At 41.2% G+C, this 18,895-nt stretch carries 21 protein-coding genes and 1 pseudogene; 6 read left to right on the forward strand and 16 right to left on the reverse strand.

All coding sequences use genetic code 11. The features are described from left to right. Positions 1-95: 95 nt before the first annotated feature. The 10 genes and pseudogenes from APA_RS02810 to APA_RS02855 all read right to left on the reverse strand — a co-directional run. Positions 96-1,421: a CmpA/NrtA family ABC transporter substrate-binding protein gene (locus tag APA_RS02810; protein ID WP_201320806.1), complete on the reverse strand. Its 1,326-nt coding sequence runs from the start codon at positions 1,419-1,421 to the stop codon at positions 96-98. An 80-nt stretch (positions 1,422-1,501) separates the two neighbouring features. Then, entirely contained in the window at positions 1,502-2,620 is a 1,119-nt protein-coding gene (gene wecB / locus APA_RS02815; protein WP_201320807.1) for a non-hydrolyzing UDP-N-acetylglucosamine 2-epimerase, read from the reverse strand. 8 nt (positions 2,621-2,628) lie between these two features. Further along, the gene (locus APA_RS02820; RefSeq protein ID WP_201320808.1) at positions 2,629-3,468 is read right to left on the reverse strand and encodes a hypothetical protein; all 840 of its coding nucleotides are present in this window, start codon (positions 3,466-3,468) and stop codon (positions 2,629-2,631) included. Positions 3,469-4,069: 601 nt separating this feature from the next. After that, positions 4,070-4,279 carry a YiaA/YiaB family inner membrane protein gene (locus tag APA_RS02825; RefSeq protein ID WP_201320809.1) on the reverse strand — a complete coding sequence of 70 codons (210 nt, stop codon included), beginning with the start codon at positions 4,277-4,279 and terminating at the stop codon, positions 4,070-4,072. A 125-nt stretch (positions 4,280-4,404) separates the two neighbouring features. Continuing rightward, entirely contained in the window at positions 4,405-5,076 is a 672-nt protein-coding gene (locus tag APA_RS02830; protein ID WP_201320810.1) for a Coq4 family protein, read from the reverse strand. A gap of 97 nt (positions 5,077-5,173) precedes the next feature. Next, positions 5,174-6,868, reverse strand: a complete 1,695-nt coding sequence (locus tag APA_RS02835) for a bifunctional serine/threonine-protein kinase/formylglycine-generating enzyme family protein (RefSeq protein WP_201320811.1) — start codon at positions 6,866-6,868, stop codon at positions 5,174-5,176. Between the two features lie 63 nt (positions 6,869-6,931). Continuing rightward, positions 6,932-7,150, reverse strand: coding sequence for a type II toxin-antitoxin system HicB family antitoxin (locus APA_RS02840; protein WP_201320812.1), 219 nt, complete (start codon positions 7,148-7,150; stop codon positions 6,932-6,934). Then, complete coding sequence (locus tag APA_RS02845; RefSeq protein WP_201320813.1) at positions 7,147-7,353, reverse strand: type II toxin-antitoxin system HicA family toxin; 207 nt, start codon at positions 7,351-7,353, stop codon at positions 7,147-7,149. The genes APA_RS02840 and APA_RS02845 overlap by 4 nt, the downstream gene beginning before the upstream one ends. Positions 7,354-7,411: 58 nt before the next feature. Further along, positions 7,412-9,250 carry an AAA family ATPase gene (locus APA_RS02850; RefSeq protein ID WP_201320814.1) on the reverse strand — a complete coding sequence of 613 codons (1,839 nt, stop codon included), beginning with the start codon at positions 9,248-9,250 and terminating at the stop codon, positions 7,412-7,414. A gap of 27 nt (positions 9,251-9,277) precedes the next feature. Next, positions 9,278-9,568, reverse strand: a pseudogene (locus tag APA_RS02855) (AAA family ATPase); the annotation flags it as partial. Between the two features lie 385 nt (positions 9,569-9,953). Between APA_RS02855 and APA_RS02860 the strand changes: the two are divergent. After that, complete coding sequence (locus tag APA_RS02860) at positions 9,954-10,643, forward strand: diacylglycerol/polyprenol kinase family protein (protein ID WP_201320815.1); 690 nt, start codon at positions 9,954-9,956, stop codon at positions 10,641-10,643. A 79-nt stretch (positions 10,644-10,722) separates the two neighbouring features. On the opposite strand, the gene APA_RS02865 is transcribed toward APA_RS02860, so the two are convergent. The 6 genes from APA_RS02865 to APA_RS02890 all read right to left on the reverse strand — a co-directional run bounded on the left by APA_RS02865 (position 10,723) and on the right by APA_RS02890 (position 15,361). Then, positions 10,723-11,172, reverse strand: coding sequence for a GtrA family protein (locus tag APA_RS02865; RefSeq protein WP_201320816.1), 450 nt, complete (start codon positions 11,170-11,172; stop codon positions 10,723-10,725). An 81-nt stretch (positions 11,173-11,253) separates the two neighbouring features. Beyond that, positions 11,254-11,559 (reverse strand): NADH-quinone oxidoreductase subunit NuoK, encoded by a 306-nt coding sequence (gene nuoK, locus APA_RS02870; protein ID WP_142656472.1) that lies wholly within the window; start codon positions 11,557-11,559, stop codon positions 11,254-11,256. Positions 11,560-11,753: 194 nt separating this feature from the next. After that, positions 11,754-12,362, reverse strand: a complete 609-nt coding sequence (locus tag APA_RS02875) for an NADH-quinone oxidoreductase subunit J (protein WP_201320823.1) — start codon at positions 12,360-12,362, stop codon at positions 11,754-11,756. A 23-nt stretch (positions 12,363-12,385) separates the two neighbouring features. After that, a complete protein-coding gene (gene ndhI, locus APA_RS02880; RefSeq protein ID WP_201320824.1) occupies positions 12,386-12,973 on the reverse strand; it encodes an NAD(P)H-quinone oxidoreductase subunit I in 588 nt (195 codons plus the stop codon). Between the two features lie 88 nt (positions 12,974-13,061). Then, positions 13,062-14,180 carry an NADH-quinone oxidoreductase subunit NuoH gene (nuoH, locus tag APA_RS02885; RefSeq protein ID WP_103670141.1) on the reverse strand — a complete coding sequence of 373 codons (1,119 nt, stop codon included), beginning with the start codon at positions 14,178-14,180 and terminating at the stop codon, positions 13,062-13,064. Next, the gene (locus tag APA_RS02890; RefSeq protein WP_201320817.1) at positions 14,180-15,361 is read right to left on the reverse strand and encodes an NAD(P)H-quinone oxidoreductase subunit H; all 1,182 of its coding nucleotides are present in this window, start codon (positions 15,359-15,361) and stop codon (positions 14,180-14,182) included. Before APA_RS02890 ends, nuoH begins: the two co-directional genes overlap by 1 nt. 343 nt (positions 15,362-15,704) lie before the next feature. Between APA_RS02890 and APA_RS02895 the strand changes: the two genes are divergently transcribed. The 5 genes from APA_RS02895 (at position 15,705) to APA_RS02915 (ending at position 18,857) form a co-directional block, all read left to right on the forward strand. Further along, the gene (locus tag APA_RS02895; RefSeq protein WP_201320818.1) at positions 15,705-15,962 is read left to right on the forward strand and encodes a hypothetical protein; all 258 of its coding nucleotides are present in this window, start codon (positions 15,705-15,707) and stop codon (positions 15,960-15,962) included. A gap of 51 nt (positions 15,963-16,013) precedes the next feature. Further along, a complete protein-coding gene (locus APA_RS02900) occupies positions 16,014-16,271 on the forward strand; it encodes a BrnA antitoxin family protein (RefSeq protein ID WP_201320819.1) in 258 nt (85 codons plus the stop codon). A gap of 52 nt (positions 16,272-16,323) precedes the next feature. Beyond that, positions 16,324-16,590, forward strand: coding sequence for a hypothetical protein (locus APA_RS02905; protein WP_201320820.1), 267 nt, complete (start codon positions 16,324-16,326; stop codon positions 16,588-16,590). Next, positions 16,587-16,943: a type II toxin-antitoxin system PemK/MazF family toxin gene (locus APA_RS02910; RefSeq protein ID WP_201320821.1), complete on the forward strand. Its 357-nt coding sequence runs from the start codon at positions 16,587-16,589 to the stop codon at positions 16,941-16,943. The genes APA_RS02905 and APA_RS02910 overlap by 4 nt, the downstream gene beginning before the upstream one ends. 96 nt (positions 16,944-17,039) lie before the next feature. Continuing rightward, entirely contained in the window at positions 17,040-18,857 is a 1,818-nt protein-coding gene (locus APA_RS02915) for an ABC transporter ATP-binding protein (protein ID WP_201320822.1), read from the forward strand. Positions 18,858-18,895 lie beyond the last annotated feature (38 nt).

The raw sequence follows: 18,895 nt of genomic DNA on the forward strand, positions 1-18,895 counted from the left end.
CGCCGCAACTCTATGAATGGGTTTTATGTCTTACCTCACTTGGTGATAACTATAAAAACAAAATGATGAGATGCGTTGCTTCGTAACGCATCTCATCATTTTGTTTTTATAGGGTGTTCAGGATCAAACTTTAAGCCATCGAAAAAAGTTTCTATACCGCGTGAAGTCGAGATCGGGATATTTGTATCGGGAACACCGATCGCTTTAGCTGCATTTTTCCAGAGATCTTCACGGTTTACAGCATCAATGGTTTCTTTAGTCTCAAAATCAATAGGCAAGGGATTCCATCGACGATATTCTGTCAAAAACCAAAGATCGTGACTTTTGTATGGATAAGAAACTGAGATACCATCATTTGACCAATACTTGATGGAATTGATGGAATTAGGAATATCTATTTTCAGTCTTCTCATGCTTTGTTTGGGACTATTTTGAAAAAGCTGAGAAAACATCTTGATCGGCTCCGATACGAGATTGCGACTCGTAAAACTTAGAGCTAAAAGTGTATCCAATTCTTTGGCATTAGCTGGATCGTCACACCAGATCTGCGCTTCCATAATTGCTTGGAGCAGCGCTTGAGTAGCGATCGGATATTTATCTACCCAATCAGCCCGCATGGCAAGAATTTCCCCTGGGTAATTGCGCCAGATCTCACCAATAGCGATCGCAGGATCTGCAAGACGGGCTTCAATTAATTTGAGCGTACGCCAGCTATCTAGACAGAGGAGATCCGCTTTATTCTGTTTAACTTGTGGAATGATCTCATCAAATGGAATCTCCAGAATATCGATATTCTGTTTAGGAATTATATCCATTGATGCTAGCCAATATCTTAGCCATAGATCGTAATTACTGCCATGTTCTGCGATCGCGCCATGCATTGGCTGACCAAAGAACTTAGCAACATCTTGCCAAGGCGAGAAGGTAGCCCGTTTAAGCTGAATGCCAAAGGGCTTAAGTCGTTTAGAAACAACGATATATCCGCCATGAGTATGCAGTCGCATCAGCACATACATGGCAGTTTTACGAGGATGTTGGTTGACTAAGCCCTCATTCATTAGTTCGGGCAAAGGGCTATAGAAGTGTCCACCATCAATGCCATCATTACTTTTGCCAAGCTCTGTTCCTATTACTGTGCGATCGCAGATATCTTGCCACGATCTAAATGGAACTATTTCGACATCTGTCATGCCATATTTAGCAAACAATTTTTTGTTATTAGCAACTAAAATTGGCGCAACTTCGAGCGATGGAATTATGCCAAGTCGTACTGATTGTACTTCTGGAATGTCGGACACCTTCACATCAGTATTAATCTGAAATGGCTGTTTAGGCAAAGGTTTGGAAGTACAGTTATTTAGCAATACTGTACTTGCTGCTACACCAAGGGTAGTCAGGAGCTTCCGTCTAGAAAGTGGCATAACATTTCTTACAGCAATTACAAAAATTTTGTTAAAAGTGTTGCAAGGGAACACTTTTAACAAAATTTTTAGTTTTTATTTCAGCGCAAAGCGCTTAAAAATGAATGAACTATATCTAGGATACGCTGACTGGATTTGCCATCGCCAAAGGGATTAGCAATATTCGCCATTTGGTCATAGGTCATGCGATCGCTGAGTAATTTAGAAGCCGCCGCGACAATATTATCGGTTTCTGTGCCGACCAGCTTGCTTGTTCCTGCGTCAACGGCCTCTGGACGCTCAGTGGTAGTACGTAATACCAGTACAGGTTTACCGAGGCTCGGTGCTTCTTCTTGCAAGCCGCCTGAGTCACTCATGATCAGATAGCAGCGCTGCATTGCCCCAACCAATTGTTCATAATCTAGAGGCTCAACTAAGAAAATACGCGGATGATTGCCCAGTTTTGCCATTAACGGCTCTCGCACTACGGGATTAAGATGCAGCGGGAGTACCAGAGCCACATCAGGAAAATCTGCCAAGATCTGTAACCACGCTTGGATAATTTGCGCTAACGGCTCTCCCCAATTCTCCCGACGATGAACTGTGGCTAGGATCACCCGATGGGCTGCCCAGTCTAAGCCTTTAATCTCACATTTAGGCGATCGCCTTGAAACATGTAACAACGCATCGATTACGGTATTGCCTGTATTGTGAATGCCTGTTTTCACGCCAGAAGCTTGGAGATTTTTCACTGAGGCATGGGTGGGCGCAAAATGAAGCTGGGCAATTTGTGAAACTAAACGACGATTCGCTTCTTCAGGAAATGGATTAAATAGGTTGTCTGTTCGCAGTCCTGCCTCCACATGCCCAATAGGAATTTGCTGATAAAAAGCAGCTAACGCCGCTGCAAAAGCTGTGGTCGTGTCACCTTGGACTAAAACAATATTTGGCTGAATCTCCTTGTATAACTTCTCTAAACCGATCAAACTGTTACAAGTAATTTGGGTGAGAGTTTGCTTCGGCTGCATGATGTCCAAGTCATAATCTGCTTTGAGTTCAAACAGATGCATCACCTGTTCTACCATTTCTCGATGTTGTCCAGTCAAAATTACCGAAGTTAGGAAGTTAGGATTATTTCTGAATAGATGAATGATTGGGGCAAGTTTAATTGCTTCTGGACGAGTTCCTAAAGTAATACAAACATGGAATTGAGTTGACACAATAATCCTTACTTAATAACCAATTGTGGTGAAACAGATGTAGCTTTAGGTGCTTTGCTACTACCAAAGACAGTATGGATTCCTCTTAAGGTGGCAATAATAATTACACTAACAATAACGTATTGAACAAGCTGAAGTGCAAAAACTGGGGTTCTAATTAAAGCTTGCCAAGAAATGTTATTAGGGGAAGGAGTTGTTGCTTCAGAGGGTAAATCATTACTCTCAGTATAATCAGGACTTAATGGAACGTCAGAAAAAAATAATAGCTCTGCTTCCTTTGCCGATCGCATTTTAGCTAAATCAGAATCTAGATAATTAGTTGTATTAATATTTGGTAAAGATTCGGGAAAACTCGTGTCTCCAAACATTTCATCTAGGTCTGGACTAGCTGCTGGAGGATTGTTTTCGCTATTTGCGCGATCGCTGCGATCATGCATAGATTTTAGTGGCAATACTGGTAGAGGAGGTATTCTAGGACGTTGTTGCGTCTCAGTGATTCCGCCATTTTCACTAATATTGAGATTTTCTTGCTCAACTAAGTATATTTCCTCAGTCCATGCAGGTTCATCAAATCCTGTTTGCTGCCAAGACACCGAAATCATCGAAACATTCTTAACTTCAAGGGTAACAAACCATTTTTTGAGCATTCCCACTAGTACCTGCCGATTAGGAATACGCACCTCATCGTCTAGCGATCGCAGATCTGACTCAATTAAAATTTCTAAGCGATCGCCGTCACGCTCAACGTTTGCTAGCATTGCTTGAGATTTGAGCAACCGATTCATGAGCGATGCGATCGCATTAACGTTGCCCTGTTTGGCTTGTTCAACTAGTGGATTTTGTGTCATGGCATCAGCCTCAGATGCTAATCCTAAAAATTAGTTTTTAGATTAAGCCAAATGTATCAGATTTTTGTAACTATATTTGGTCGAGATATCAACATCTGCAAGTAAAATCGCCTTTACTGTCAAGTATTTTTTGGCGTTATGGCAGGCAAAGATAGATTGTGGCTTCCTATCCTTCTTTATTTCTTCAGCCGTTAGAGTTTCTAAGTAGCTAGGCATAAGTAACCTTAAAACCTAGAAGTTTGAGTCGCCCGCGCAGCGGGCGACTCAAACTTTGGTTTTGGGTTTTAATTATGCCTAGCTACTTACGACCAATCGCGGGTACTCACCCCAAGTAGGAAAAAGACCGATAAAAATATAATCTGATAATCGCGAACATCTTTGAAAGTTGGGATGCTAAAAGCGAAAAATTTGGAAAAGCGATCACGGGCTTGCCAAAGGAAACGTCAAAGACTGCATAGCTTTATGACCAACAATAAAGTTTGCATCAGTATAAGCTCATAGATTTTAGAAATATCGTCTGTTGCATTTTTTGTAACGATCACTTCAAAAACCAAAAAACAGAAAGGAGCGCAAAGCGCTCCTTTCTGTTTTTTCAAAAAAGCTATTTTTCCTGATTGTCACGAATGGTTTTTGCTAGTGTAAAAGTTGATGACACAGAGAAAACATATCCCATACCGACAAAAGCTTTTTGCCAAGAATTACCTTCTAAATAGAAGATGCCAACACCAGTTCCGACTGTAGAGATGATAAAAGCCGCCCATACTTGCATAATCCAAGCTGGTGTATCTTTGCCAAGTCCAGTTTGTCGCATAGTTTTTAATCTCCAGTAATTTTTATAATTGCAATTCTAGAAGCTCAAATCATAGATTGTCTTGATGCCGTAGCATTAACCTTGCAATAAATTGCTATATCCAAAATTCAAACATTTTGATCACCCTAAGGTACAAATTCTTTCATCGGTTCTATATTTAACTCTTGCCGCCACTCTAGCAATGGTCTCTCCCAATTTTCTTCCCATTTTTTAGCAAAGAACGGCTTGGCTTTTGCGCCCAATCTATAACCAATCGCAATCTGCTCTAGCAACTTATCCAATTGTTCAGGATGCTTGAATAGAGTGCTGAGTAATCCGCCTGCAATTAGAACTGCTGACATGGTGCGATGAGTCTGGGCTAGTTCAAAAGCCTTTAAACCTAATTCTCCAAAAACATCAGTACTAAAGCCAGCGACAATATGCCAAATATCATGGGTTTGCCGCATCCGCAATAGAAAATAGCTGACATCATCTTCGACTTTGACGAGACGATAGAAGTTAGGATCGAAACCTGCATCTTTGATATAGGTAGCATAGGCATATCCGAGAGATGCTTCAGGTAGTTGCAGTAAAGCCTCAAGATTAACTGATGGCGCTAAATAACGCTCTTGAAAGAGTTCTGCTACTTCAGTCTTAGACTTGACAAACTCCACAGCTAGTTCTGTCGCTTTTGTATGGCGTAGTCCATCTTCCACATCATACACAGACTCAGTTTGAGAGGGATCTTTCAATAAAGTCATAACGCCTTTTAGCGTCGAGAGAAAGTCAAGATTTTGTCGTAAATTTCCTAATGCCATAATTTTAAAAGCTATATTGAGGTTAGGGGCTTAGATGAAACTTTTCTGCATTCAGATAATATCACATTAATTTTAGAGAGAAAGCACTGCTTTCTTTCTAAAGAGTTAAAGCCACACGAAACCCATAATAAAGTTTCCAATCACTTTGTTTGCCTCTTCCACGCGCAGCCGAGCGACAGTACCAAGGATATCCGTACCACGAACCACCCCTTAATACTCGATACATAGAACTTCTTCCACTTTCCCAAGCATTGCCATTCGTAGGCGCACCAATATAGTCGTCATGCCATAGATCTTGACACCATTCCCAAACGTTGCCATGCATATCATAGAGACCAAAGGCATTCGGGGGGAAACTTCCTACAGGCGTAGTAGTTTGACGGTATTCGCCTCTTGTGCCAGAGCGATAGACATATCTGCCATCATAGTTTGCTAGGTCAGTATTAATGGCAGACCCAAAGTGGAAAGGAGTTTTGGTATTAGCACGACAGGCATATTCCCACTCGGCTTCACTAGGTAATCGGTAATTGCGTCCTGTTTTTTGAGATAGGAGCGTACAAAATTCAACCACAGCATTCCAAGAGACACATTCGACAGGATGATCGTCGCTAACCATATAGGAAGGGCTAGCATTCATAATTACTCGAAACTGTGCCTGTGTAATCTGGAAAATCCCCATAAAGAAAGGAGAGATTTTGACTCGATGTTGAGGGCTTTCAGTGTTTTCATGGGATTCCTCATTTTCAGGAGAACCCATGATAAATTCTCCCGCAGGAATGGATGTCATTTCTAAAACAATGCCATTGCCGAGATCTTCGTGAATCGATGTCGGATGAGAGATAATATTGGATTGCTGGGATTCAGCTACAGTATTGCTGCTTATGGCGATCGCATCTTGCTGATACAGATCCTTCAGTACTTCATCCGCAGACTGATATCTTCTGCTTGGTGCGATCGCAATCAATTTATCAAGAATTTTACCAAGATCGTTGCTGACAGTATTTCCATTCAAATAATCACGCCAAACCCAATTGTGATCAATATCGATTAAATCAAAGGGAGAGGCTTGGGTTAGTAGATGAACGCAAGTAACGCCCAAACTATATAAATCACTATTAAAGAGAGCTTTTCCCCTTGCTTGTTCTGGCGCAACAAATTCAGGACTACCAATGCTGGTTCCAGTTTGCCGCATATCTGCATTAATCGCATACTTCGCCGCCCCAAAATCCACTAAAACTAAACCATCAAAATCTTTGCTGGCTTGATGATGAAGCTTTTGACGACGAATAATATTTTCTGGCTTAATATCACGGTGGATAACATTCTGAGCATGGATGAATTGCAGTACAGGTAAAAGAGAAATGAGCAATTGACGGATTTTGCCCTGACTAAATGCTCCTTGCTCCTTTAGTTCATCATTAAGATTCTGTCCTGAGATAAATTCTTGGACTAGATATTGTTGCTCCTCCTGAATATAATGGGCAAGCAGTTCTGGTACCTGAGGATGATGTCCCAACTCATCAAGGCGTATTACTTCCTGTTGAAAAAGTTCCTCAGCCTTTTGGCTAACATTGCCTTTGGATTGAGGGCAAAATTGCTTGATTGCACAAAATGGTTTGGATGGTTTTAACTGATCGATCGCTAAAAATGTCCGCCCCATACCACCACGCCCCAATAGCTTGACTGAACGATAGCGATCGCCCAATAACAACTTTGCGCCGCAGGTTGGGCAAACCTCGGCACTATCTAAGTTCTCAGGCTTTTGGCAGTGAGGATTAAGGCAATAGCTCATAGATCTAAGTATACAAATCTATCGTAGATTTCAGGTGGTCTTTGCAGTAACTACATTCCATTGCTATGCTGCTTGTAAAACTCGTGGTTGAGGAATTTGCTGTCCATCTTCCTGATAAATTTCAATCAGTGAGTCAATTAAATCTTGGGCATTATTTACAGCTTCGATATAGGTTTTACCATGTGTACATGGTTGCATCACATCTGTAAATTCTGGCAATGTGACCAGAAAGAGGTTGTCTTCATCTGACCATTGAATAGTCATGCTGTAGTGGTAGTTCATTCTTCTGTTTCCTGTAATTTTTTCAAGTCTTGCAAAACTCTTTTTTCCAAATAGCGTGGAGCATCATCGCCATCACCACCACAAAGTGTAATTTTGTCAGGAGTTTGTGGATGTTCCCAAACTGTATGGCTGCCTTTAGCGGGACGATAGGTAAATCCCGCTTTGAGAAGCATACTTTTTAGCTCTCGAATTTTTTTTGGCATATCATATTGCTTGATTAAATTATTCTCAGGATAGTTACTAAATTTGAAGACATCTTACTTAAAGATCGATAATACTTTTAATTTTTTCAAATATGAGATTAAAATTATCAAAATCAAATTGACTGATAAAGTCTTCATCAGTTTCCACTAAATCAGCAAATTTTGCTTTTGAATGAATCCAGCCTAATTCTCCTATATCTTTACAACATATTTTCTTGTCAGCTTCATCTTCAGCTTCATGATTAACTGAAATTGGCTTTCGTTTACTATCAAAATTCAATTCATTATCAAAATACAAACATTTTCCATCATGTTCTGTTTTTAAATTTTTATCAGAATAGTAGAATTCTATTGAGATGTTTGTGTAATGCTCTCTCTTATTAGGTGCTGGTATACAGAATGCATAAACATTGTTTCCATATTTTTTAAATGGTTGGTTACCTTTTTCTATATCAGAAATAACATCCCGCTCATCCCTATCAAAAACACCTATAATCTTTCTTGATTGATGTATTTTACTCAGTTGATCAAGCATTGCTTTTAGCTTCGAGGCGCATTCTGCATTAAAATAATCTACATCAATACAAGATATACCAAGTCTTTCCTTGGCTTTCTTAATATGTTGAATATCTGTTTTTCCTTCTGTAATAATGAGTGGCTTGTTTGATTCTTTAATCTTTGCTTCTAGGGTTTGATAAATTTCTTTAAATCGATCATTTTCTCCAATCATCATATTATAAACTTCGTTGTAAAGCTCATTTGATGTTGGATCTGTAGAAATCCCTAAATTGTCAAGATCAATAATTTTCGTTCTTTCTTGAACCACTTCAGCCAATCCCATACTTAGAAATGGAGAATGAGAACTTACAATAAACTGTACATTGGGAAAAGCACTAAAAAGGTAAGGTAAAACTTCTTTCTGAAGCTTGATGTGAAGATGTTTGTCTACTTCATCAATGAGTACGATACCTGTGATTTCTTCTAATTTAATATTGTTATTGTTATTATCTGCCTGTCTAAGTATCTCTCCAAAAAGGCAAAGAATAGAAGATTCGCCAGAGGAAAGATTGAAAATGCTAGGATAAATTGACTCACTACTCTGGCGATCCGTAATTTGGATGCGTGTAGCACCATAACTTCGTGTGCCAACTCCAAAGGAGAGTTCTCCATAGTTTTTTGAAATAAGTGTTTGTGTAATTATTGTGTTTAAATTACTCATCAAAGTAATCACTCCAGTGTTGGTGTATTGCAAATCAAGAGCAATATCCAATAACCAATTAGCAAGTTGAGGTAACCCAGATATGACTTCAATTGGATTTCGTAAATATCCCGCAAAGATATTTTCTTTACTAAACTCTAGTTTTACCTTATAAGGATCATTAAGATAGCCAGAAAGCTCGAATCTATAAGAGGGGAAATAAGTTAAAATATTAGCTGAAAATAATATTTTAGATTTTCTTCCTTCAAGATTTGGTGAAACTAGTTTAATATTATCGGCTTCATTTAAATTTGTCCGAAATTGCTCAAAAGGAATTTTATTCTCTATGGTAATAGCTTCATTATATTGTTGTTCCGTAAAATTATTTCTAATATCAATGTAATCAATATTCTCTTCTAAAAACTTAAATCTTAAATATACAAAAGATGGTTCAGTTTGGTTTACATTAAAAATTGGTTTAGAAATTCGATAATATTTATTTTCTTTCCCTTTAAACTCTTCAGGGAAATATGGCTTTGCCATTTCATAGAATGTATCTACTATGTGCGAAATTAATGTTGTTTTACCTCGCCCATTCACAGCCGTTATTACAGCTATTTCATTTTGATTGAAATCTAATTCTAATTTGTCAAATGGTGCTCTATTTACAAATATGGCTTTTTCTAAATATATTTTCATCGAACCATCCTTTTTCTCTATTATATTTTACAAAATCTGTGACAAAAATTTCTTTGTACGTTCTTCTTTAGAATTTTGGAAAAACACCTCAGGAGTTGCCTCCTCCACAATTACACCACCATCCATAAACACAATGCGATCGACGACCTCACGGGCAAAGTCCACCTCATGCGTCACGACCACCATTGTCATGCCTGAATCAGCTAGCGATCGCATCACATTCAATACTTCGCGCACTATCTCAGGATCGAGCGAAGAAGTCGGCTCATCAAAGAGCATGATTTTCGGTTGCATCGCTAAGGCTCTCGCGATCGTGAGAAGGTATTGACCTCCCCGAATAACCTATTGAGCCTTTCCCGATGTTGCTATTCAAGCTCTAATGGATGCTTTTTATGACATACTTCAAGATGTTGATCTAACCAAAGCTGAAGTATTAGCAAAATCTCCAAGAGTGCTTGTTAACTCTAGCAAGAATAGCCAGCAATTCTAATTATGAAACCAATGTTGAGTTTTGATTAAAGACAGCGCTAAAAAAATCAGCATTGGTTTTGATGAAAGTTCATCCTCGGCAGACTTTCATCAAAACCAATGCTGATAATGGGAATAGCAGCTTCAATCACCGTTAATATTTTTCACCATTTATCATCAATGGTAATGGCTTATAAACTTTTTGCTCGCCTACTATATATAGATAGCTTGTCATATGCCCATAACTAGCGACATCTCTCCGATCACCGACCTAACGATCCAGATTAGTGCTGTGGCTATTTGGCTAGGTCTAGTATTTCTAGCTTCAGATATCTTGCGCCGCCTCAAGCAAGATCCAGAACTAGTTCGCAAAGTTGTGCATATTGGTACTGGCAATGTCTTGCTGATCGCTTGGTGGCTACATATCCCGACATGGCTATGTATTGCCGCAGGCGTGACATTTAGTGCGATCGCCTTAGCCTCTCACTATACAAATATCTTGCCAATGATCCATGATGTCGGGCGCAAAACCTACGGCGTGTTTTACTATGCGCTTAGTATCACGATTTTAGTAGCGCTTTTATGGGATAGCCATCCGCAATATGCCGTCATTGGCGTAATGGTCATGTCTTGGGGTGACGGCATGGCGGCGCTAATCGGCAAACGCTTTGGCAAACACGCCTTTGTGCATCACGGTAATAAACGTAGTCTTGAAGGCTCATTTGCAATGTTTGTCACCAGCTTTATGGTGATGATCGGTATTTTTGGGCTTACTCACGGTATCCATAGCCGTGACATTGGAGTTGCGATGCCTGTTGCTGCGATCGCGGCTTTACTTGAAGCCTATTCCCCAGGTGGCACAGATAACCTCTCAGTTCCTCTATCCAGCGCTGGTTTGAGCTATATTCTGCAATCAATTTTATGATCTAGCTTTCGCCAGTCTTGTTAGGATATAAACCCCAAAAAGTATAAAGCGCCGCCTTATACTTTTTGGGGTTGTATTTTTAAGAAAGGGGTATTCTTGCCGTAAATATAAATTTTTCACTCAATGTATAGGTTAAAATTGCGCCAATCCCAATCCCAATCCCAGAGTTCACAACAGGATCGATCCCTAGCCAATCCATAAATGGGAATAGTAATAAAGACCGAATTGCGATTACCAAAGCTATTGATAGGTGATAGGTTGGTAATTCGGTTTGCAATACTAATCGCCAATCAAATTCTTCTATTTGCCAAACAATCTGCCGATAGGCAAAAAAACTTGCAACTAAGCAAATTTCAGTGGCAATAATATTGGCAAGCGATCGCAAAAAGGTTGTCTCCCAATGTAAGCAATCAACTAAAGCTGCAAGAAGCAAAATATTTGTTAGTGCCCCAAGTATCCCAACCACTAGAAATCTTAAACTGCGAGGCTCTGAAAGCTTTAACCAAATTTGTTGTAAAAAGTTCTGCATTATTTTTAGGATCGTACAAAAAATGTAATACCAATCCTCAAAATTGCGTAGGCATTTTGGGAATTGGTATACATCTAGCTTTTACCAACGTAGCAAGTTAAATTGCTCCATATCAACAGTGTCGCGACTGCGATAGATTGATAGCACGATCGCAAGACCAACGGCGGCTTCGGCAGCAGCGATCGAAATTACAAAGATCGTAAATACTTGACCACGAATACTTGCTGAATCGAGATAATTTGAGAATGCCATCAGATTAAGATTGACAGCATTTAACATTAATTCCACAGACATCAATACCCGCACAGCATTACGACTAGTAATTAATCCATAGATGCCAATGCAAAAGAGTGCAGCGGCAATAATCAAAAAAGGTTCTAAAGACATATCTGTTTACTATTAATTTCAATTACTAACGCGATGTGCAACTATTTTTGAACCAGTGACCTATGGTTGTTTGAGCTACCTTAAATTCAAACTGCTTAGCAGTGCAGTACTATAAATCAAGGTTTTCAGACTTTTAGTTGCACATCGCGTATTACTAACAAATTTTGATTACTGCCTTCGGCAGTAATCAAAATTTATTTAGAAGCAACAAGTTGCTCTTTGGGCTTTTCTAATAACTCAAGTGAATCTTCATCAACTTGACCAACTGTCACTGTATCAGGCACTAGCTCACGACGAGCGAGCACGATCGCACCAATTAGGGCAACTAAAAGTAAAACCGATGCTAGTTCAAAAGGCAGCAAGTAATCACTGAAGAAATGCTGACCGATCACCACCATCGTCGAAGGTAGCTTTGCGATCGTGGGACTAACAGCCCAATTAGTTGAAGTTACCGTGACTCCGAGTAATCCAAACAAGCCTAGGCAAACAACGCCAGTAACTACACTGCGTAAAGCCCCATATTTGACTTCTTGATAGTCTTGGCGCTTATTCACTAACATGATCGCAAATAGGATCAAAATATTGACAGCACCGACATAGATTAAAACCTGAGCCGCCGCCACAAAATCAGCATTTAGCAACAGATATAAACCCGCCACACTAATAAAACAGGCTCCAAGTAGAAAGGCAGCATAGACAATATTTTGCAAAAGTACCACACCCATCGCCGAAGAAATTAGCATTGCTGTTAAAACAACTAGGGATACGGTTTGCGAACCATCGCCCAAACCAATATTGTTCATCATAAATTTTCTTTACTTATCTGTTATTTATTCTCAGAAGTGGCTTCGGCAATTTCTTCGGGGCGCAGACCAGCACGCTTCGCAGTGTGAGGTACTTCATGCCCTTCGATGACACCCTTCGGCAAATAGGCAAGCTCGCGAATTGGCGTGACAAAAGGATCTTCAGTAACTTTAGTGGGCATCCGTCCGAGGGCGGCGCTATCAAAGTTCAATTCATGGCGATCGAACGTAGACAGATCGTATTCTTCGGTCATTGACAAGGCATTAGTGGGGCAGTATTCCACACAGTTACCACAAAAAATACATACTCCAAAGTCGATGCTGTAACTCTTGAGTTCTTTTTTCTTCATTTCTGTGTTGAATGTCCAATCAACTACAGGCAAGTTAATCGGACATACGCGCACACAAACTTCGCAGGAAATACACTTGTCAAACTCAAAGTGAATGCGTCCACGAAAGCGCTCGGAAGGAATTAGCTTTTCGTAGGGATATTGCACTGTAATTGGACGGCGACGCATGTGGTCAAAGGTTACCGACATACCTTGCCCGATGTACTTGGCAGCTTGGATCGCGTCTTTGGTGTAGTCACCAACTTTATTTAGAAATTTCAGCATTTTGGTAATTAGGTTTTAGGTTTCTGCTTTAAATTCAAAAATCTTTTCCCCTCTCCCTCTGAGAGAGGGGGCTAGGGGTGACGGCTTATCCGCCAAATGCAAAAGGAAAAGCTAACTTCAAAGCTGCGGTAATCAGCAGATTTGCAAGTCCAATGGGTAATAGGAATTTCCAGCCGAGGTCGAGCAGTTGGTCGATGCGAACGCGAGGAACAGTCCAACGCAAGAGGATCGCAAAAAAGATAAAAGCGTAGGTTTTGACTAGGGTTGACGTTAGCCCAATAAATGCGGCTAAAACCTGCCACCAAGCCGTATTTGCTTCAATCCCCAACGCTTCGCTAATTCTGTCAATAGGGAAAGGCAATTCCCATCCACCGAGGTAGAGAATTGAGGCTAGCAAACCTGCTAGCAAGAGGTTGGCGTAGGAACCACCGTAGAAGAATGCAAATCTGATTCCTGAATATTCAGTTTGATAACCAGCAACTAGTTCTTCTTCAGCTTCAGGCAAGTCAAAGGGCAGTCGCTCACATTCTGCAAGAGCCGCAATGATGAAGATCACGAAGCCAATTGGTTGTCTCCAAATATTCCAAGAGAGAATGCCATATTCAGCTTGTTGGTTGACAATGTCAATGGTGCTAAGTCCGTTAGTCATCAGGGCTACGGCAAGTACAGCTAGTGCAAGCGGAATTTCGTAGCTAATCGATTGCGCGGCAGCACGTAAACCACCAAGCAACGAGTATTTATTGTTAGAAGAGTAACCTGCCATCAGCAGCCCAATTGGGGCAACACTAGAAATGGCAATAATAAAGAATACGCCCGTACCAATGTCAGAGATGATCAGGTTTTGACCAAAGGGAATGACTAAATAACACAAGAAGACAGATGTAAATACCAGCGCTGGGCCGATTGTGTAGAGTAACGGATCGGCTTTAGCTGGGATCGTGCCTTGCTTGATGACTAGCTTAGCCACATCAGCGATCGGGATCAACAGTCCAAAAGGGCCAGCATATTCAGGTCCAATCCGTTGTTGGGCGGCGGCGGAGATTTTTCGTTCTAGCCATGTGCATACCAATGCGCCGACTGTTACACCTAAAACCATTACTGCCATGGGCAATAACATCCAAATTACTTTGGCGACATCGGCTGGCAATCCCAGCCCTGTCAGGATTTCAATTAAAGATCTTTGTAAATCAATTCCACCGTACATTAGCGATCGACCTCACCCATAATAATGTCCACACTTCCTAAGATTGCCATAATGTCGGCGAGCTTCATGCCGCGCACTAGGTCTGGCAAGATTTGCAAATTAATAAATCCTGGTGGACGAATTTTAAAGCGCCAAGGAAATACGCTATCTTCACCGATGATATACACGCCTAGTTCACCCTTTGGGGCTTCAACGCGGACATAATGTTCGCCCGATGCAACCTTGAAGGTGGGTGATGGTTTTTTGCTGATGAACTGATAGTCCATTGAGTTCCATTCACTCTTGGGCCCTGCAAGAACTCGCTGCGCTTCAAGGTTTTCGTATGATCCACCAGGGATTTGCTTGAGACATTGCAGGATCATCTTCGAGGATTCACGCATTTCGCGAACACGCACTAGATAGCGGGCGAGGCAGTCGCCGCCATTGTCCCACTGCACATTCCAATCGAGTTCATCGTAAAGCTCGTAGTGATCGACTTTGCGCAAATCCAGCTTTACGCCTGAACCACGTAACATTGGTCCCGACAATCCCCAGTTGATGGCTTCATCGCGTGTGATCGTGCCAAGTCCTTCAATTCTTTTACGGAAGATGGGATTATTGGTAATTAATTTTTCGTATTCGTCGATAACGGGTACGAAGTAATTACAAAAGTCTTCGCATTTCTCGATCCAGCCGTAGGGTAGGTCGGCGGCAACTCCTCCGATGCGGAAATAGTTGTGCATCATCCGCATCCCTGTTGCTGCCTCAAACAGGTCATAGATCATTTCCCGTTCGCGGAAGACATAGAAAAATGGTGTTTGTGCGCCAATATCTGCGACGAATGTGCCGAGCCACAGTAGGTGAGAGGCGATGCGGCTAAGTTCTAGCATGATCATGCGGATGTAGCTGGCGCGACGCGGCACTGGCACATTAGCTAGTTTTTCGGGTGCATTGACTGTGATTGCCTCGGTGAACATGGTCGCAAGGTAATCCCATCGGGTCACGTAGGGCAAATATTGGATAATCGTGCGATTTTCGGCGATTTTTTCCATCGAGCGATGCAAGTAACCTAATACTGGTTCGCAATCGACTACGTTTTCGCCGTCTAGCGTGACGATAAGTCTGAGAACGCCGTGCATGGATGGGTGGTGAGGTCCCATATTTATGACCATGCGTTCGGCTTTGGTTTCAATCATCACCATGATTTGCGATCGCCTCTTTACTCTGTAAACTGTTGCTCTGGTTAAGTAGTGCTAGTTTTTGCTAGTTATCTAGGATATGCAGTACATCCTAAACGTTTGTTATTTTAAGTCACGGCTTGGGCTATTGCTTCAGCAATTGACTCTATTGGTTATGTTATTTAAGTAGATATACCTTGATGGTTATCAGTATATCGTCATGTTGAGGCGGGAATATGTGTTAAAAAGTAGCTAAATGATGATTTTGGCTTTATGTTATCTTATTAAAATCATAGATTTTAATCTATATTTAAAAACAAAACCATTAATTAAATACTATGAATTTTGGTGGTTTTTGTTGAAGATCATGCAATCTCTCCCACCAGCCCTCGAAAAACAGGCTAAAACTTGGAAATTTATCGAACTTTGGGTTGATCCAGTCCCTTTCCCACCGAAAATTCTGATGCTTGTCGGTGATCATGATGGTAGATGTAATATTTTTAATCCTGCATCAGATTACAAACTCGTAGTTTCTCATTCAAACTATCAAGCAGCCCAAGAGTGGTTTCTTGAAGATGAATATGAACGGGTCAAAGGTAAACTTTTGGCTGAAGAAATTATGTGAGGCTATGCGATCGCCTGTCTGTTGATTTTTGTAGAGTGTAATTCCTTAATTATGAAGACGGAATATGATTTTAGTCAAGCTAAGCGTGGGGCTGTGATTCCCCAAACAGGCAAAACCCGCATAATGATTTATATTGATGAAGATGTCCTTGAAGCATTTCGAGAACGTGGTGACTCTGCTGGGAAGGGGTATCAAACGATTATGAATGAAGCTTTGCGGGAATACCTTAACAAAGTAAAGCCATCTCTAGACGAAGAAACATTGCGCCGAGTCATTCAAGAGGAACTTCTTGTATTAAGCAAACATTAGGCGATCGCTTATCAAAATAGTAAGTTTACACATAAAAATAGAGAGGTAAGAAATGATCGAACTAACTCTTGAACAGAGACAAGCTGTGAGCAAACAGGGCGAAACCCCTCCTCGTGCCATAGATCCAGACACAGACACAACCTATGTACTGATTTCAGAAGCTGTATATGCAAGATTAAAAGCACTTTTGATAGAAGAACAAAATAGCCAGTTCCTTGATGATATGTATCTTCCCACGATGGAAGTATTCGGTAAAGAAGGATGGGATGACCCCGCAATGGATATCTATAACGATCTAGATCCTCGGAGACAGGCATGAATATTCAACGCGGTGACGTTGTGTTGGTGGATTATCCCTATACCTCTGGCATCGGGACTAAAGTTCGTCCTGTCCTTGTGATTCAAAATGATCGAGATAACCAACGCCTCAAAAATACAATCGTGGCTCAAATCACGAGTATGACACAGCGATCCTTAGAACCAACGCAATCATTGATCGAGATTGCAACTCAAGAGGGGCAAGAATCTGGTTTGAGACAGGATTCTGTTGTTAACAATGTCAATCTACTGACACTGGACAAAGAAAAAATCCTGCGTAAATTGGGGCGGTTACCTGATTCTGGTATGAAAAAAGTTAATAACTGTCTAAAGTCTGCATTGAATTTACCGTAGCGCCGATTCAATACCGATTAATTGCTGTTGGTTTAATATTAGGTCAGTGCTTCATCAAATTAGTTCACAGTTTTCTCATTTTGGATTTTGACGAGCATGACAGCAAATTTGTGGGATGTAGTCCGTTACTTTAAACGCTATTGGACAAAGGCAATCTGGAGCATTGCAGGGTCTAGCGCATTTGAAATTATCGATCTGACTGTTCCCTACACGGTCGGACAGATCCTGAATTTACTATCAGGGCGATCGCTCGATCGCGAAATTAATGGCTTGGTTGTCGGTGCAGTGAGTCTGTTTGGTCAACCTGTGACTCAGACAACTTCATTAATCACTCTGTCGGGGTTGATTTTTGTAGTCACAGTCATCCGTGCGCCAATACAGGTTTGGTTTGCCAATAACTTTCATTGGGAAATCGCCCTCAAATCTCGTCGTGACCAAACTCAAAAGGCGATCGCCAAAATCTTGACTTTGCCCATTGAGTTTTATGATGAGCATAACGCGGGGCGGATTGCAGGACGGGTGGCGCGAGGATTAGCCAATCACATGTGGTCATATCCCGAAATTGCAGGGCAATTGATTCCTAAAGTTGTGCGAATCCTCGGTATTTTTGTAATTATTTGCGCGATCGCATGGTGGATTTCGGCTTTCTTTTTAGTGTCATTTATAGTGGTGCTCTTAGGAAGTTTACAAGCATTGAAAGGACTGACTGTTTCTGAAGAGAGGTTAGATATACATCAAGAAAATACAGAGAGTCGTACTTCAGAAATTATTACTAATATCAAGACAGTCAAGGCTTTTGCTAACGAAGCCAAAGAATATAAACGCCAAAGCGATCGCCTCGAACGGGAAGCAAAAGTATCGCTCTGGGGAATCCACATTGGCTATGTGAAGCTGGGCATGGTGCGAGACACTGTTCTAGAATCCTGTCAATTTGTGGTGTTTGGGGCGGCGCTATTTGCTACCTTCGATGGAACGATGTCGATCGGGCATTTTATTACGATTTCCACTTTGGCAAGTATGGCTTATTCTGAAATCAAGCCGATTTGTTTACTCGCCGAAGTGTTTGCTCGTCGCTATTCTTCGATGATGCGCTTTCATGAGTTCATGAAGCAAGCGAACGGTCAAGACGCTGCGATCGCACTCCATCCAAACACTAAATATCCCCAATATCGCTTTGATGGCAAAGTAGAATTTCGCAATCTCACCTTTGGCTACGATCGCGATCGCCCTGTTCTAGAAAAGATCCAGTTCACAATCGAACCCTATGAAACTGTAGCGCTAGTTGGGCGATCGGGTTCAGGTAAATCGACATTAGTGAAAATGCTATTTCGTTACTTTGAGCCATCGGGTGGCGGGATTTTGATCGATGGAACAAATATCACAGAACTCGATATCACTGGCTATCGCAAACGTCTAGCGATCGTACATCAAGAGGTCGATATATTTAATGGAACTCTGATGGATAATCTCGTTTATGGCAGACCGAACGCCACCTTTGCTGAAGTTAAGGAAGCCTGTGCGATCGCCAGTGTTGATGAGTTTTTGCATCTATTACCGCGTGGCTATAACACCATCGTTGGGGAGAGAGGTGTAAGGCTCTCTGGCGGTCAGCGTCAGCGATTGGGCATTGCACGGGCGTTGTTAGTCAATCCTGACATTCTTGTATTTGATGAGGCGACTTCTAGTCTTGATTACGAATCGGAGCGATCGATTCAACTTGCTATGCGTCGTATTCAGGGAACGCGCACCACGATTGTGATTGCTCATCGGCTTAGTACTGTACGCGAAGCCGATAAAATTGTGGTTTTAGATAAAGGTCAAGTTGTGGAGGTTGGCTCACATCAACAGCTTTTATCGCAAGGTGGAATTTATCATCGCTTACATTCACTGCAAGAAACAGGAGAGTTGTTATAGCTGCCACCAAATCAAAACCCATTCATAGAGTTGCGGCG

Origin of the sequence: Pseudanabaena sp. lw0831 (assembly GCF_016584665.1) — a bacterium.
In the GTDB taxonomy this organism is placed as follows: Bacteria; Cyanobacteriota; Cyanobacteriia; order Pseudanabaenales; family Pseudanabaenaceae; genus Pseudanabaena.

What these genes read in the sequence shown, in the direction of transcription:
- APA_RS02810 (WP_201320806.1), bottom strand. Translation starts at nt 1,421, where the DNA reads ATGCCACTTTCTAGACGGAAGCTCCTGACTACCCTTGGTGTAGCAGCA.
- APA_RS02820 (WP_201320808.1), bottom strand. Translation starts at nt 3,468, where the DNA reads ATGACACAAAATCCACTAGTTGAACAAGCCAAACAGGGCAACGTTAAT.
- APA_RS02825 (WP_201320809.1), bottom strand. Translation starts at nt 4,279, where the DNA reads ATGCGACAAACTGGACTTGGCAAAGATACACCAGCTTGGATTATGCAA.
- APA_RS02830 (WP_201320810.1), bottom strand. Translation starts at nt 5,076, where the DNA reads ATGGCATTAGGAAATTTACGACAAAATCTTGACTTTCTCTCGACGCTA.
- APA_RS02835 (WP_201320811.1), bottom strand. Translation starts at nt 6,868, where the DNA reads ATGAGCTATTGCCTTAATCCTCACTGCCAAAAGCCTGAGAACTTAGAT.
- APA_RS02840 (WP_201320812.1), bottom strand. Translation starts at nt 7,150, where the DNA reads ATGAACTACCACTACAGCATGACTATTCAATGGTCAGATGAAGACAAC.
- APA_RS02845 (WP_201320813.1), bottom strand. Translation starts at nt 7,353, where the DNA reads ATGCCAAAAAAAATTCGAGAGCTAAAAAGTATGCTTCTCAAAGCGGGA.
- APA_RS02850 (WP_201320814.1), bottom strand. Translation starts at nt 9,250, where the DNA reads ATGAAAATATATTTAGAAAAAGCCATATTTGTAAATAGAGCACCATTT.
- APA_RS02860 (WP_201320815.1), top strand. Translation starts at nt 9,954, where the DNA reads ATGCCCATAACTAGCGACATCTCTCCGATCACCGACCTAACGATCCAG.
- APA_RS02865 (WP_201320816.1), bottom strand. Translation starts at nt 11,172, where the DNA reads ATGCAGAACTTTTTACAACAAATTTGGTTAAAGCTTTCAGAGCCTCGC.
- nuoK (WP_142656472.1), bottom strand. Translation starts at nt 11,559, where the DNA reads ATGTCTTTAGAACCTTTTTTGATTATTGCCGCTGCACTCTTTTGCATT.
- APA_RS02875 (WP_201320823.1), bottom strand. Translation starts at nt 12,362, where the DNA reads ATGAACAATATTGGTTTGGGCGATGGTTCGCAAACCGTATCCCTAGTT.
- nuoH (WP_103670141.1), bottom strand. Translation starts at nt 14,180, where the DNA reads ATGTACGGTGGAATTGATTTACAAAGATCTTTAATTGAAATCCTGACA.
- APA_RS02890 (WP_201320817.1), bottom strand. Translation starts at nt 15,361, where the DNA reads ATGGTGATGATTGAAACCAAAGCCGAACGCATGGTCATAAATATGGGA.
- APA_RS02895 (WP_201320818.1), top strand. Translation starts at nt 15,705, where the DNA reads ATGCAATCTCTCCCACCAGCCCTCGAAAAACAGGCTAAAACTTGGAAA.
- APA_RS02900 (WP_201320819.1), top strand. Translation starts at nt 16,014, where the DNA reads ATGAAGACGGAATATGATTTTAGTCAAGCTAAGCGTGGGGCTGTGATT.
- APA_RS02905 (WP_201320820.1), top strand. Translation starts at nt 16,324, where the DNA reads ATGATCGAACTAACTCTTGAACAGAGACAAGCTGTGAGCAAACAGGGC.
- APA_RS02910 (WP_201320821.1), top strand. Translation starts at nt 16,587, where the DNA reads ATGAATATTCAACGCGGTGACGTTGTGTTGGTGGATTATCCCTATACC.
- APA_RS02915 (WP_201320822.1), top strand. Translation starts at nt 17,040, where the DNA reads ATGACAGCAAATTTGTGGGATGTAGTCCGTTACTTTAAACGCTATTGG.